This is a genomic window from Undibacterium sp. JH2W, from assembly GCF_049340425.1.
Lineage (GTDB): Bacteria > Pseudomonadota > Gammaproteobacteria > Burkholderiales > Burkholderiaceae_D > Undibacterium.
Genome location: NZ_JBMPOT010000026.1, coordinates 22,785 through 37,137 on the forward strand (window position 1 = coordinate 22,785; position 14,353 = coordinate 37,137).

The 14,353-nt window shown below is 51.8% G+C and carries 13 protein-coding genes; 7 read left to right on the forward strand and 6 right to left on the reverse strand.

Annotation, left to right across the window (positions count from 1 at the left end; genetic code table 11):
- The first annotated feature begins 46 nt into the window (after positions 1 to 46).
- The gene (locus tag ACO0LC_RS26550; RefSeq protein ID WP_423008911.1) at positions 47 to 784 is read left to right on the forward strand and encodes a response regulator transcription factor; all 738 of its coding nucleotides are present in this window, start codon (positions 47 to 49) and stop codon (positions 782 to 784) included.
- 1 nt (position 785) lies between these two features.
- A complete protein-coding gene (locus tag ACO0LC_RS26555; RefSeq protein WP_423008850.1) occupies positions 786 to 2,855 on the forward strand; it encodes a sensor histidine kinase in 2,070 nt (689 codons plus the stop codon).
- A gap of 8 nt (positions 2,856 to 2,863) precedes the next feature.
- Here ACO0LC_RS26555 and ACO0LC_RS26560 read toward each other — a convergent pair whose 3' ends face one another.
- Genes ACO0LC_RS26560 through ACO0LC_RS26570 form a run of 3 tightly spaced genes read right to left on the reverse strand, consistent with a single transcriptional unit; the run spans position 2,864 to position 4,518 of the window.
- Entirely contained in the window at positions 2,864 to 3,247 is a 384-nt protein-coding gene (locus ACO0LC_RS26560) for a cupredoxin domain-containing protein (protein ID WP_423008852.1), read from the reverse strand.
- Positions 3,248 to 3,249: 2 nt separating this feature from the next.
- A complete protein-coding gene (locus ACO0LC_RS26565) occupies positions 3,250 to 4,122 on the reverse strand; it encodes a metallophosphoesterase family protein (RefSeq protein WP_423008854.1) in 873 nt (290 codons plus the stop codon).
- A 54-nt stretch (positions 4,123 to 4,176) separates the two neighbouring features.
- The gene (locus ACO0LC_RS26570) at positions 4,177 to 4,518 is read right to left on the reverse strand and encodes a c-type cytochrome (RefSeq protein ID WP_423008856.1); all 342 of its coding nucleotides are present in this window, start codon (positions 4,516 to 4,518) and stop codon (positions 4,177 to 4,179) included.
- A 186-nt stretch (positions 4,519 to 4,704) separates the two neighbouring features.
- Here ACO0LC_RS26570 and ACO0LC_RS26575 point away from each other — a divergent pair, with 186 nt between their 5' ends.
- From ACO0LC_RS26575 to ACO0LC_RS26585, 3 genes are all read left to right on the forward strand, one after another.
- On the forward strand, positions 4,705 to 5,298 hold the full coding sequence (locus ACO0LC_RS26575; protein WP_423008858.1) for a sigma-70 family RNA polymerase sigma factor: 594 nt from the start codon (positions 4,705 to 4,707) through the stop codon (positions 5,296 to 5,298).
- Positions 5,288 to 6,052, forward strand: a complete 765-nt coding sequence (locus ACO0LC_RS26580; protein ID WP_423008859.1) for an anti-sigma factor family protein — start codon at positions 5,288 to 5,290, stop codon at positions 6,050 to 6,052. Before ACO0LC_RS26575 ends, ACO0LC_RS26580 begins: the two co-directional genes overlap by 11 nt.
- A gap of 262 nt (positions 6,053 to 6,314) precedes the next feature.
- The gene (locus ACO0LC_RS26585) at positions 6,315 to 8,432 is read left to right on the forward strand and encodes a prolyl oligopeptidase family serine peptidase (protein WP_423008861.1); all 2,118 of its coding nucleotides are present in this window, start codon (positions 6,315 to 6,317) and stop codon (positions 8,430 to 8,432) included.
- 101 nt (positions 8,433 to 8,533) lie between these two features.
- On the opposite strand, the gene ACO0LC_RS26590 is transcribed toward ACO0LC_RS26585, so the two are convergent.
- The 3 genes from ACO0LC_RS26590 to ACO0LC_RS26600 form a co-directional block, all read right to left on the reverse strand.
- The gene (locus ACO0LC_RS26590; RefSeq protein ID WP_423008863.1) at positions 8,534 to 9,421 is read right to left on the reverse strand and encodes an amino acid ABC transporter substrate-binding protein; all 888 of its coding nucleotides are present in this window, start codon (positions 9,419 to 9,421) and stop codon (positions 8,534 to 8,536) included.
- A gap of 342 nt (positions 9,422 to 9,763) precedes the next feature.
- Positions 9,764 to 10,132, reverse strand: coding sequence for an STAS domain-containing protein (locus ACO0LC_RS26595; protein ID WP_423008865.1), 369 nt, complete (start codon positions 10,130 to 10,132; stop codon positions 9,764 to 9,766).
- A gap of 34 nt (positions 10,133 to 10,166) precedes the next feature.
- Positions 10,167 to 10,628, reverse strand: coding sequence for an ATP-binding protein (locus ACO0LC_RS26600; protein ID WP_423008867.1), 462 nt, complete (start codon positions 10,626 to 10,628; stop codon positions 10,167 to 10,169).
- A 209-nt stretch (positions 10,629 to 10,837) separates the two neighbouring features.
- Between ACO0LC_RS26600 and ACO0LC_RS26605 the strand changes: the two genes are divergently transcribed.
- Both ACO0LC_RS26605 and ACO0LC_RS26610 read left to right on the forward strand, forming a co-directional pair.
- On the forward strand, positions 10,838 to 12,589 hold the full coding sequence (locus ACO0LC_RS26605) for an ABC transporter ATP-binding protein (RefSeq protein WP_423008869.1): 1,752 nt from the start codon (positions 10,838 to 10,840) through the stop codon (positions 12,587 to 12,589).
- Positions 12,537 to 14,345 carry an ABC transporter ATP-binding protein gene (locus ACO0LC_RS26610; RefSeq protein WP_423008913.1) on the forward strand — a complete coding sequence of 603 codons (1,809 nt, stop codon included), beginning with the start codon at positions 12,537 to 12,539 and terminating at the stop codon, positions 14,343 to 14,345. The genes ACO0LC_RS26605 and ACO0LC_RS26610 overlap by 53 nt, the downstream gene beginning before the upstream one ends.
- Positions 14,346 to 14,353: the final 8 nt, after the last annotated feature.

Here is a 14,353-nt window from a genome sequence, read left to right on the forward strand (position 1 = left end):
GAAAGCGTGGATACTGCGCTTATTGAATACCTTGCAGGAGAATACCGTGGTCAAAGTAGCTGTCATCGAAGACGATCTGCCCACCAGCAATCAGTTAAAGAACTGGATAGAAGCAGCAAAGCCGGGCATACAGATAGACCAGTGGTTCAGCCGTGACGATGCCGAAGCCGCCATCGCACGTGAGAACTATGATCTGGTAGTGCTGGACATAGAACTGGGGCGTGAACGCCATGCCGGTGTTGCCATCATCAATGCCATCAACAAACAGCATGCGACACCGGTACTGGTGGTGTCGGCCATGCCAGCAACCATCTACCGCAGCATCATGAAGGCACTGGATGCCTGGGATTACCTGCAAAAAGCCACCTTTGAAGAAGCCGATTTCATAGAAACCTTTCTGGAAATCCTGCGCTCGGTCAAAGATCGCAAGCAACACAAAGACAGCCAGCATGCGGCCGACCGCGAAGCCGCCAAAACACCTGCCGCCGACCAGCTCAGCATGGACCCCTTGCGCCAGCGCACACCGATCTGGCGTGGCCAGCGCATCAATCTGCCGCTAACCGCCCAGCGCATACTGGCAGCCCTGTTTGCCAGACGTGGCCAGGTGGTGTCGTATGAGGACCTGTATGAAGTCGTCAAGAGCGGACGCAACCGCGACAATATACGCAAACATGTATCGACGATACGCGACGCCTTCCGCGAAATTGATGCGGATTTTGAATGCATAGAAAACGTCCCCATGCGCGGTTTCAGATGGGTGGATGACGGCAAGAGCAAAGACTGAGATGAATAAATTTTTGCTGGCAACTTACCGGCTGCGGATATTATTCCGCGGCGTTTTTTTACTGCTTGCCGTGGCGACAGTAGGCCTGGCACTCTCGGTATTACAGCAGGAAAAGCAGCTCAGCTATAACAATTACCAAAGCAATTTCAATAAAACCCGTTTGCAGATATCCGCCACGTTGCGCCACCCTGCCGGACAACTGGCCTTGTTGAATCCCCCATCTGATGGCAAGCGTGCTTCCTTGCGGCCATTGTTGCTGCCGTATTCTGCGATTGATTTTGATGACCAGAACAAGGTACAGCAAGCCATCGCCATGTCGGGCTGCCTGGTGCAATATGGTAATGAGGGTGCACTCTGTAGCGGTATAGGCAATAACCCCTGGGCCGGTGGTTTCATCTATGTTGCAGGCAATTTCAACAGCAAGCAACTGGTCTCGCACAAGCGCGGCAATGAGAGCCTGATGCAGGCACACAGGCTGAAAGTCAGTGTCAGCCTGCGCGGCCAGACTTATCGCTGGATAGCCCCGTTTGAAGAAGAAATCGCCCCAGCCCGACAAAACCAGGGCGTACGCGGACGCCTGACCGGCTTCAATGAAAGCGAAGCCAACAAACCGAATGCGCGCCCGGTCAAAGACTTTCGTGGCTGGGCCTGGCAGCAAGCAGTCTGTAACCAGGCTGACCAGGATGACAAGGATGCTGACTGCCAGAAAAATACTTTTTTCTCGCTGCGCCTGCCCATCCCCGCCTTGCAGGAAGCCCTGTTTGAAAAGAAGCGCCCGGTCTGGCCCCCGCAAGACCTGGACCAGATGGAAGTCAGCCTGTCTGTACTGCCGCCGGATTCTGAAACCGCCCTGCTCGACAGCAAGAACGCACCGACAGCCACGCCGTTTTCCCTCAAGGATTTGCAGAACAATCTCTTGCCTGGCGAAACCCTGATCATACGCAAGCGCGATACCCAAGATAGCAAGGATGACCTGGTCAACCTGACCGGGGCCTTTGAGCAAAGCGATGAATCCTGGAATATCATCACCCGCCTGATACGCCGCCTTCCTGTGGATGAATATGATATCCCTCTGGAGAGCCACGAAACCATCAACACCCCTCTGGCCAATTATGAAGTCTTGTTGAAAGGCGATGTGCGCAGTGTCAGCAAGAGCCTGAGCGTGGTGGCCAGCCGGGTGTCCTGGTTTGTCGGTGCCATGTTGCTGGCGTTGACGCTGGCCTGGTTGCTGATCGAAGTCAGCATCATCCGACGGATCACTTTGCTGACCAGGCGCGCCGTATCCCTGTCCAAGACCATGAAGGGTGCGGGTGAGCTGGAACAATTCGATGTCAGCGATTTGCGCAGCCCTGATGAGCTGGGTGTACTGGCCAGTTGCCTGCATGATTTATTAAGACGCGTCAAAGAAGACGTGGAACGCGAAACCATACGTACAGAACAAGAAAAAGAAATGTGGCATGCAGTTGGCCATGAAATCATGTCCCCACTGCAGTCTTTGATGGCTCTGCACGGCAATGCCGAAGACCAGAGCAACCGTTATATCAGCCGCATGCAGCAAGCCATACGTGTGCTGTATGGCAGCGCTTCACCCAGCGAGGCCTTTCAATCGACAGTCTTGCAAGTCAGTGAAATTGATATCACCCTGTTCCTGAAGAATGTTGCCAGCAATGCGCCGCTGGTAGGCATACCCAATGTCACCTATGAAGGCGTGGATGAGGTGGTCATGGTCAAGGCCGACGAGTATTCGCTGGAAGATGTGGTGACCCATGTTTTACGTAATGCAGAACGTTATCGGCAGCCAGACACGGCCATCAGTATCAAGCTGGAAAATAGCGAGACAGCAGCAACGATCACGATACACAATCGCGGGCCGCATATTGCGGACGACTTGATAGACAAGATTTTTGAATATGGCGTTTCCGACCAACTCGATTCAGGTGCACATGGTAATCGCGGCCAGGGATTGTTTGTCGCAAAAACCTATATGGCAAAAATGGGGGGCACCATCAGCGCGCAGAATGTCGCCGATGGGGTCAGTTTTACGCTCAGTCTGCAAAGGGGTAGTTCGTAGGAGCGGCTTCAGGCTTTTACCAGCAGCTTACCGCTCATGCCTTCATGCCCGTCACCACAAAAGTTATCGCATAAAAATTCATAGATGCCTGGCTTGTCCGGCTTCAGTTCCACATTGATGACTTTGCCTGGCACAAGATCCATACGTAAATTAAAATCGGGCAGGTTGAAACCGTGGGTGAAATCCAGTGCAGTGAAAGCCAGCACTATGGTTTCGCCCACTTTGGCTTCTATGCTATTTGGCAGGAATGAAAATTTTTGCGCTTTAATGGGGATAACGCGCTTTCTGGATTTAACCTGCGCATGGGCAAGCTGGCTGTCAGTCATGACGGATGCTACGCCCAGCAGCGCCATTGCCGCACTCGTAAAAAACAGGCGTCTGGATACTTTCATGTTCATGCCTTTACCACGGGGAATTCGCTGACACTGCTTACTTTACCGTCCACATCAATTTCGCGGAAACCAAGGCCCGAGAACGGCGCATCTGGCTTCCACGGCAAGGGTGTGCGTTTGTCCTGGGAACCTGGGGCCGGTAAAGGGAAGATCAGGGATTTGGCAGCATGATGCGGGATATGCCCCGTCATGTGATGATGCTCCTGATGGATGTGGCCGTAAAACACACTGATATTAGTATATGGCATCAACAAGGCAATCGCCTGTGCGCCATCGCGGGTAGCCCAGTCCCATTTGGGAGCAAGATCAAATAAGGGTCTGTGCGTGAACAGAACAATAGGCGCATCCTTTGCCTGTTTGCTTAGATCAGCCTCCAGCCAGGCCAGTTGTTTATCACCTATGCGTGCGCCTGCGTCAGACACATTATCGAGTGCAATGAAATGCACGCCTTTATGGTCGAAGCTATAGTTGGTCGCGCCAAAATGCTCTTTGAAGGCGGCGCCAGCGTCGAGTGAAGCATCATGCTCACCAGGGATGTAGCGGATATTCCTGACCTTTAAGCCACCAGTGATGTCTTTGAATTCTGCCATGCGCCTGCGGCGTTCCACCGGGTCATCGGTGGTATGAGTCAGGTCGCCGGTGAAGATGATGAAATCAGGCTGATGCGGCAAGGCATTGACACTTTCTATCGCCTTCCTCAGGGTGTTCTTTGCCTCAGGGTTAGCGTCACCGCTATAACCCCAGTGAGTATCCGACAACTGGACAAAATAAAAATCGGATTCAGTATGTGCCAGCACCGAGCGGTACAGGCCAGACATGAACACGGCACCGCCGCCTACGGCGCCAAGTTTCAGGAAATTTCTGCGGTCTAACATGATGCGTCCTTTATAGAAGATGGTCTTGCGCTTTAATAAAAATGACGAGGTAAGTCAAGGGTGCTGCGGCTGTGCTGCTTTCAAAGTCTTCAGATAGGCAATCAGGTCTGCGCGCTCGCGTGCAGAAGCTACGGAGATACCCATTTTTTGACCCGGCAATAATTTCTCGGGATCACGCAGCCAGGCATCCAGCAGTTTTTCATTCCAGACCAGATCGGCCTTGCTCAGTGCGGAGGAATAGACATAGCCTTCAACGCTGCCCGCCTTGCGACCAAACACGCCCTGATGTGCGGGGCCAACACCGTTATACTGAACCGAGTGGCAGGCCGCACACCTGGCCTGGTAAAGCACTTGTCCAAGACTGGCATCACCTGCTGCATGCGCTTTTGCCGTCATGGCAAGGCTGCAAAGCATTGCCGTTAAATATGGTCGACTATTCATCTTTTTAGCCTTATGCTTGATGTTGAAATCCTTACGAATGCAAATACCCGGAATGGCAAAAATTTATTCCCGCCATTCCTCAAAATTTTGTTTTATTTTTTTGGTCTGGACGGGAATAAATCTGTGCAATATTGAGTCTTCATGGCAAGGATCAATAAAATGGGTGTTTTTTTGAAAGATGACCGTGCTGCCAAAGAATTTGAAAATCTCGCCCTGGCGCATCTGGATGCCGCCTATAACCTTGCACGCTGGTTGACGCGCAATGACCATGACGCTGAAGACCTGGTGCAGAATGCCTATCTTCGTGCTTTCCGTTTCCGCGACAGTTATCACGGTGGGGATATGCGCGTCTGGCTGATGACGATAGTGCGCAACACTTACTACACGGGCCTGCGTGATAACAAGAACAAGGCCGCAGACATTGCTTTTGATGAGGCTATGCATGGTGACGCCGCAGGCAGCAATGAAGACTCCAGCTATGCCTTTGACAAAGACCCGGCCCATGCATGGGAAATGCACGATGTGGGAAAAACCGTCAATCTCGCGCTGGAAAAACTGCCACAGGTTTTCAGGGAGGTACTGGTATTGAAAGAAATAGATGATTTTTCCTATAAGGAAATCGCAGAAGTATCAGGTATCCCTATAGGTACAGTCATGTCACGGCTGGCAAGGGCAAGAAAATTATTGCTGGGATTCTTGCAAGCTGGACCATCAGGAGATGAACATGGAATGTAAGCAAATCAGACCATTGATGTCTGCTTACCTAGATCAGGAGCTCGATGCAAGGCAGGCATCGCAAGTGGATATGCATATAGCAGGCTGCCAGGATTGCAGCACTGCCTTGTCACAAATGCAGGCAGTGAAGGCAGGCGTGAAACAACATGCGCATTACCATACTGCACCCGCCGGATTGCGCAAGAAAATCATGGCAGACCTGGCGCAGCAACGCCCGTCCCTCCCTTCGCGCTTCCGTGCCTGGCCATGGGCCTGGATCAACCTGGGCCTGGCGGGCATGAGTACTGCTGCCTTTGCAGGCATACTGGTACTCTATCTGTCGCAGCCTTCCGCCACTGACATTTTTAATGAGGATGTGCTCAGCAGCCATTTCCGCTCACTGGCACCGGGGCATATGGTTGACGTGCTGTCTTCAGACCAGCATACGGTAAAACCCTGGTATGCGGGCAAACTGGATTTTTCACCGCCGGTACGTGACCTGGCGGCACAAGGTTACCCCTTGCTGGGGGGCAGGCTCGATTATCTGGCAGGCCGCCAGGTGGCAGCGCTGGTGTACCAGCACCGCAAGCATATTGTGAGTTTGTATGTGTATCCTGAAAATGGTAAAACTTCATCCCTGCCAACAACGGTGTCAAGCCGTGGTTACCAGTTGATGCAATGGAGTGCGGCTGGCATGCATTATGTCGCCGTCTCAGACATGAATGGCGAAGAGCTGGCGCAATTTTCCAGGCAAATCAAAGCATCTGCCGAATAAGCTTGGTAAGCAGGCCCCTCATAAAATTATTAAAATAATATCAATCTGACGCTGACAGCAGTTTTCCTGCAAAAAGCAAAACTTAGTTTTGTATCATCATATAAATCACAGCGCACTATTGGATTACATAGCTTTAGAATCCTTGACTGGCGTGCAGAAAAACGCCTGCTCACAGGATCCCTCACCGGGCTATGAAAATAGTCGGCCGTAATCCTGAGAAAAATACCAGGCTGGGACAGCCTGTCCAACAATAAGGAAAGCAATGAAACCACAATTGAAACTGATTGCTGCACTGTGCATGCTAAGCGCAGCAGGTCTGGCACTGGCCCAGGCAGAAGACAAACACCAGTGGCTGGAAGATGTCACTGGTGACAAGGCCCTGAGCTGGGTCAAGGATCAGAACAAGGTCACGCGCAGCAAACTCGATGCAGATACTGGCTTTAACAAGCTGAAGGCAGATTTGCAAGTCGTGCTCGACTCCAAAGACCGCATCCCTGGCATACGCAAAATGGGCGATGCTGTCTACAATTACTGGATGGATGCCGAACACCAGCGTGGTGTCTGGCGCAAAACCAGCCTGGAAGAATACAAGAAAGCCCAGCCTAAATGGGAAGTCGTGCTCGATGTTGATGCACTGGCCAAGGCAGAAAATGAAAACTGGGTATTCAAGAATAGCGTATGCCGTGAACCAGTGTATGATCGCTGCCTGATCGAGTTGTCACGCGGTGGGGCCGATGCCGTTGTTACCCGCGAATTTGACCTGGCCAGCAAGTCTTTCGTCAAAGATGGTTTCAGCATGCCTGAAGCAAAAATGAACCTGGACTGGGTTAATAAAGATACGCTGTTTGTTGCCACTGATTTTGGTGCCGGCACACTGACCGACTCTGGCTATGCACGCGTTGTCAAGGAATGGAAACGTGGCACAGAATTGTCTGCCGCCAAGACCCTGTTTGAAGGGCAGAAAACCGATATGGCCGTGAGTGCCAATTCCAGCGACCATAAAGGTGTACACCGGGAACTGGTGAGCCGCCAGATCACGTTCTACACTTCAGAGCAATATCTGAAGGAAGGCGACAAGCTGACCAAACTGGATATCCCGGCCAAGAGTAATCTGTATTTCTTTGATAAACAAGCTGTCATCACTCCGCGTGAAGCATGGACAGTCGGCGGCAAAACCTACGAGTCAGGCAGTGTACTGGCAATCGACTTTGATGCCTTCATGAAAGGCAAGCGTGAGTTCACCGTGCTGTTTGAACCTAGTGATACCACGTCTTACACTGGTGCCACCATCACAAAAAATTATCTGTTGCTGCAAACCCTGGACAACGTCAAGAGCAATCTGAAAGAATGGAAATTCAGTGGCGGTAAATGGTCTGCACGCCAAGTCAGCCTGCCTACCTTGGGTGCTGTTGGTGTAAGTGGCATGGATGCAGAAAAATCAGATGATTACCTGCTCAGCTATTCTGATTACCTGACACCCAGTGTTTACATGCTGGCCCATGCAGGCAATGACAAGCGTGAATTGCTGAAGTCTGCCCCCAGCTTCTTTGACGCTTCTGCTTATGAAACTGTACAAAAGTTTGCCACTTCCAAGGATGGCACCAAGGTCCCTTATTTTGTCGTAAGCCGCAAGGACGTGAAGTACGACAGCAATAATCCTACCCTGTTATATGGCTATGGTGGTTTCCAGATTTCCCTGACACCTTCTTACTCGGGTGGCCTGGGCAAGAGCTGGCTGGAAAAAGGCGGTGTCTATGTGGTTGCCAATATCCGTGGTGGTGGCGAGTTTGGTCCACGCTGGCATCAACTGGCATTGAAGGAAAACCGTCAACGCGCCTATGATGACTTTGCTGCTGTAGCAGAAGACCTGATTGCCAGCAAGATCACCAGCCCCAAACACCTGGGTGCCATGGGTGGCAGTAATGGCGGCCTGCTGGCCGGTGTCGCTTTGACTCAGCGCCCAGACTTGTTCAATGCGGTGGTCAGCCAGGTGCCTTTGCTGGATATGCGCCGCTTCAACCAGTTGCTGGCGGGTGCTTCCTGGATGGGTGAATATGGTAATCCTGATGTGCCTGCAGAATGGGATTACATTTCCAAATATTCGCCTTACCAGAACGTCAAGTCTGAAGTGAAATATCCAAATGTCTTGTTCATCACTTCTACCCGTGATGACCGGGTCCACCCTGGCCATGCCCGCAAGATGGCTGCCAAGATGATGGAGCAGGGACACAAGAATGTCTGGTATTACGAAAACACCGAAGGTGGCCATGGTGGTGCAGCAAATAATGCGCAACGCGCCGACATGAGTGCGATCACTTATACCTTCTTGTGGAATATGCTCAAGCGTGACAATGAGATGTTCCAGGTTTCGGCCAAATAGGACCCGTCGATAAAACCAGTAAAGCTTTTTAGTATTTGCTGCAAAATGAGAAAAAGCCCGGGATGACATCCCGGGCTTTTTTCATGATTGCAGGCTAGGCTTTAATTCACTTTGTCGGAAGGGAAGCGTATGGTTTCCTTCAACAAGGAACCCATGGGCCAGGCCAGATTCATGTTTTTTGGTTGTATGGGTTTGGTAAACCATTTTTCATACAACTTGGTGATTTCTCCATCGGCCATCATGCGTCCCATTTCTGCATCTATGGATTTTTTAAAGGCAGCATCACCTTTAGGCAGCATGATGGCATAGGCTTCAGATGCCAGTGGATCACCAACGATCGTCAGCTTGGCTGGGTCTTTTGCCTTGGCTTTCAAACCAAATAAAATCGCTTCATCCTGGGCAAACGCATCTACCTGGTTTGCTTCCAGCATGCTGAAAGAATCGCTATGATCCTTGCCTTCTACCAGCTTCATGTTCAGGGCACGTACCTTGTCGCGTTCGAGTATGAATTTATCGGTAGAAGTGCCCTTGGTGAAGACGACTTTCTTGCCTTTCAAGTCGGTCCAGTTCTTGATACCCGAACTGGTACTGACCATCATGCGCAAGGTGGAAAAGAAATGCGGTATGGTGAAATCCACCTCTTTGCGGCGTTCTGCCGTATTACTGGTAGAACCGCATTCCATATCCGTCTTGCCGGATGTCATGAACTGTATGCGGTTGTCTGCAGTCACAGGGATAAAATTGATTTTCAATTGTGGCAGCTTCAATTCCTTCTTGAGCGCCTCCACCATTTTTGTGCAGATATCGATGGTGTACCCGATAGGTGCCTTATTTTCAGACAAGTAAGAAAACGGCAAGGCTGCTTCGCGATAAGCGATATTGATGGTCTGACTTTTTTTGATACGATCAAAGGTGTCAGCCACTGACACCTGTGCAAGAACAGCTGTCGACGCAAAAACGCCAACCTGGAGAATACAGCGCAATTTCATATGATTTCCTTATGCTTTTTTAGCATGTAAGAAGCATTTGTTTGGAGGCTGTTGCAAAAGATGGTCAAGTGTCGCGCTGATGAAGCGCGCAGACATTGCCTGAGTATAGGTAATACCAGGGGCCGACGCAATCAGGCCAGTATTATTTTGCAACACGCATGGAGACTACAATAATGAGGGTGCGAATTATATAGTGCTATGAGGCAACTGCGGGAGAAGTAAACCTCTAGGTTTCGAGATCTGCTATGAATTCAATTCTAAAATTACAAAAAATTTCCGTTTTTGCTTTTCATAAAAACAAAACGCTGATACCAGCATCAGCGTTTTTGTATTTTGTCTAAATTAATCTTCAACAGCCTTGCGCTGCATATCAGCCAGATAGGCATCGAGCTCTGCCGTGCTGGTAAAAATTTCATTCAAAGGCGCGGCACGCACGATTTCAAATACTTTTTGCACTTGACGGCTGAGGTTGACGAAATAAGTCGTGCCACCATGATTGCGCATGGTCTTGCGTATTTTGGCCAAAACGCGCAAACCCTCACTGGAGATAAAAGTCAGTGCCTTCATGCTCATGACCAGTATCTTGACTTCTTCGCTGACGCTGCTGGCAAAGAACGCTTCCAGATCGGCGGCAGTACTGGTATCAAGGCTGCCTGCCAGGTCTATTCTTGCGGTGGGCAATTGGGTTTCGTCTATGGAAATTTCTAACACTGGCTGGCCTCTGTTTGTTGTCTAATCGTTGATATCAAGCTTTGACAAGAAATTTACGTATATGCAGATTATTCTGGCCTTGTGCATAGTTGTAGTCAATATGATCAGCCAGCGCACTCACCAGATACAAGCCCAGGCCACCTAGGGGGCGGTCGGCAAAATCCATCTCCATATCCGGCTGGCTGATGCCATTCAGTGGATTGTAGGCATGGGAATTATCCACCATATCCAGCACGATCTCGCGCTCTCGCAAATGCACATCCAGTTTGATTAATGCCGGGTCTTGCTCCGACACGCCATGTTTCAAGACATTCACCAATACTTCTTCTGCGATCAATTGCAAGTCATCGACGATATCTTCCGCCACATGTTGCGCACGCAATAAACCCGCAAGACAGGGTCTGACTTGTTCGTACAGCATGCGCTGGCCGTTAAAACTGATTTGCCAGCCGGCGCAAACTGTTTTTCGTGCTTGCTCTTCGGGCTGAAATTGCATGCTTATCGGTAAAGTACAATGATGGTTTCATTGTAGTCCTTAAATTACAGCGAAAATCAAAGCGAAGCAAATAGTTGCTACTCAAACAATCAAAATCTCAATAAATAAAGCCAGGGTGAGGATACTGTATCATTTCTCGCTTTGCCATCATTCAAGGACTTGCATTTGATGCATGCAACCATTTTCTGTCTCACTGGTCTGAACCCTTCATGAGTCTGTACCAGCTTTTAGCACAATTTATTCGCCAGCACTGGCGCCAGTACATCAGTGCTGGCCTGATGCTGTTTGCCGTTGCCGTCATGACGGTCTTGATACCACGCCGTGTCGGTATGATTATCGATGGCATGGTAGCAGGACGTTTTGACAACACAGCCCTGATGTGGGAATTGTCCTGGCTACTGGGCATGGGTCTGGCGATTTACTTCTTGCGGGTAGGCTGGCGCACACAATTGTTTACGGCTTCTTATCAACTCGGCATGCAATTACGTACCCGTTTGTATGAACGCCTGAGTGTGCAGGGAAGCAGTTTTTTCCAGCAGCAAAGAACTGGCGACCTGATGGCGCTGGGCACCAATGATGCAGATGCCATAGAACTGGCCGCAGGCGAAGCCGCTCTCGCTGGTTTTGATGGCAGCATGACCTTTGCCCTGGTGATAGGCATGATGCTGCTGGGCGTGGACTGGCGGCTGGCACTGGCGGCCTTGCTACCCTTCCCTTTCATGGCCTGGGCCTTCAAGCATATTACCCATCATATCCAGGATGCCTCACGCGATTCTCTCGACCGTTTCAGCAAACTCAATGACCAGGTGCAAGAGACTTTATCCGGTGTGCGTACCCTGCGCGCCCTGGGCCTGGAACAGCGCAGCGCCGCACAGTTTGCCGCGCTGGCAGAAAATGCTGCCGCGGCCAGCCTGAATGCGCAACGCTGGGAAGCAGCTTATGAACCCGCAGTGGGCTTAAGTCTGACTGCAGCGGGCGCGCTGACACTGGGTGTCGGTGGTTACCTGGTCTGGCATGGTGAAATGAGCATAGGTGCCTTGACCAGCTTTTCCATGTACCTGGGTCAGTTGATCTGGCCCATGTTTGCTGCGGGCTGGGTCTTGTCCCTGCTGGAACGCGGCAAGGCAGCCTGGGCGCGGCTGGAACCGGTATTGACGCAGGAACTCAGCGTCAATGATGAGGGCAGGCTGGACATGCCACCTGCCGGTGATCTGGTCGTGGAGAATGTCAGCTTTGCTTACCCTGGACAGACAAGGCCAGCCCTGCAGGACATCAGCCTGCGTATCGCACCCGGACAAACCCTGGGCATAGTCGGCCCTACCGGCTCAGGCAAATCCAGCGCGGTGCGCCTGCTGCTGCGCCAGATCGAGGCGGAGCAAGGCCTGGTGCAATGGGGTGGACATGCGCTGGCAAACTATAAATTGCAAGCCCTGCGCCTGGCGATCAACTGGGTGGCGCAGGAACCGTTTTTATTCTCGGCATCGATCGCTGACAATATCTCACTCAGCAATCCGGCCGCGAGCCGTGCCGAGGTGATTAAGGCTGCACAACTGGCATCGGTGGATGATGATATCCAGCGCTTCCCGCATGGCTATGACACGCTGGTGGGTGAGCGTGGCGTCACCCTGTCTGGCGGCCAGAAACAGCGCGTAGCCATCGCCCGCGCCCTGCTGACGGCCAGCCCCTTATTACTACTCGACGATGCCCTGTCGGCAGTCGATACGCAAACCGAAACGCATATCCTGCAACATCTGGCAGAGCTGCGACAAGAACATCCTGAACGCAGTGCTGTCATTGTCAGCCACCGCCTGAGTGCAGTGCTGGAAGCCAATCACATCCTGGTTTTGCGCGAAGGCAAAATCATAGAACAAGGCAATCACCAGGCCTTGCTGGACTTGAATGGCTGGTATGCAACGCAATGGCGTTATCAACAATTGGAAGCAAGCCTGGATGCAGCCTGATACGAAACAATTACCCGCTGCCACGTCGGAAAAAAAACAGGCAGTGCATTTACTGCTGCACGCAGCCCGTGATGAAAAACGCCATGTCTGGCTGGGCATCTTCTTTTTAATGATCGCCGCCGCCCTGGAAGCTGTTGGCCCCTTTCTGGGCAAGGCTTTCATAGACCGTTACCTGTTGCCGCACCAGATGGACATGAGCATGGTCATAGGTCTCCTGGCCGCTTATGTGCTGACGGGCTGGGGTGCAACCTGGTTGCGCTACCTGCAACTGACGCGGCTGGCTGGTGTGGCCATGCGCTCAGTGCGGCGCTTGCGTGAGCAGGTGTATGGACATGTACTGCGCCTGCCCATGGCTTTCTTTGACAAGGCGATTACCGGGCAACTGGTGAGCCGGGTGACGAATGACACTGAGTCGGTCAAGAACCTGTATGTGCAGGTGCTATTCGTCATGCTCGACAGTTCCATCGTTGTTCTCGGTGCCCTGACTGCGATGGCCTTGCTGGAATGGCGCTTGATGCTGATCGTCCTCATGCTGATACCAGCGGTCATCATCATCGTCTGGTTTTACCAGCGCTGGAGTGCTCCCGCCGTCAGCAAGGCGCGCCAGTTGCGCAGTGAAATCAATGCCCAGGTGGCAGAGAGCATCAATGGCATGAGCACGCTGCAAGCCAGCAATGCCGAGCGCCGCTTTGGTGAACGCTTTGCCAAAACCAACCAATTGCACTATGCAGCAAGGCTGGATGAATTGCGTGCCAATGCCTGGCTGCTGCGGCCGGCGCTGGACCTGATGAATTCGCTGTTGCTGGTAGTCGTCATCTTCACTTTCAGCCAGCGCAGTTTTTCTGGTGTGGAGATAGGTGTGCTGTATGCCTTTGTCAGCTACATCGCCCGTGTGGTCGAGCCTTTGATACAGATCACCCTGCAGTTTGGCCAGATACAGCAAGCCGTGGTTTCTGCTGCGCGTGTCAACACGCTGCTCAATGAACACCAGCATGTACAGGCCAGTAGCGATGCGCGTATTACTGATGGCCATCTGACGCTGGACAAAGTCAATTTTGGTTATGACCCTGCGCGGCCAGTCTTGCATGACTTTAGCCTGGATATCCCGGCGGGTAGTTTTTATGGCATCGTCGGTCATACCGGTAGTGGCAAATCCACCCTGCTGAGTCTCTTACTACGTTTTTATACACCACGGTCTGGCCGCATGGAAGTCGATGCTCAGCCGCTGGCCAGCATCACGGATGCGCACTTCCGCGAGAAGGTGGGGTTGGTGCCGCAAGAACCATTTTTGCTGGCCGCCAATGCCCGCGAGAATATCGCCATGGGGCGTGACATCAGCGAGGCGGATATCATCGCTGCGGCCAAGGCGGCACATGTCCATGATTTTATTTTGCAACTGGAAAATGGCTACGATACGCCACTGGGTGAAGGCGGCGCACGCCTGTCTACGGGACAAAAACAATTGCTGGCAATTGCCCGCGCGCTGGCTGGCAAACCGCGCATCCTGTTCCTGGATGAGGCAACCTCCCATATCGACAGTGAAACCGAACAGGTAGTGCAAACCGCGCTGACAGAATTGCGCGGCAAGGTCAGCATCATCGCGATTGCCCACAGGCTTTCTACCATACGCGACGCAGACAGCATCATCGTGCTGAACCACGGCAAGCTGGCAGAGCAAGGCAATCATCAAGAATTAATGCAAATAGATCAGGGTATTTATCAACGCCTGTATCTATTGCAAACCCTGGAAGAGTAAGGATTAGC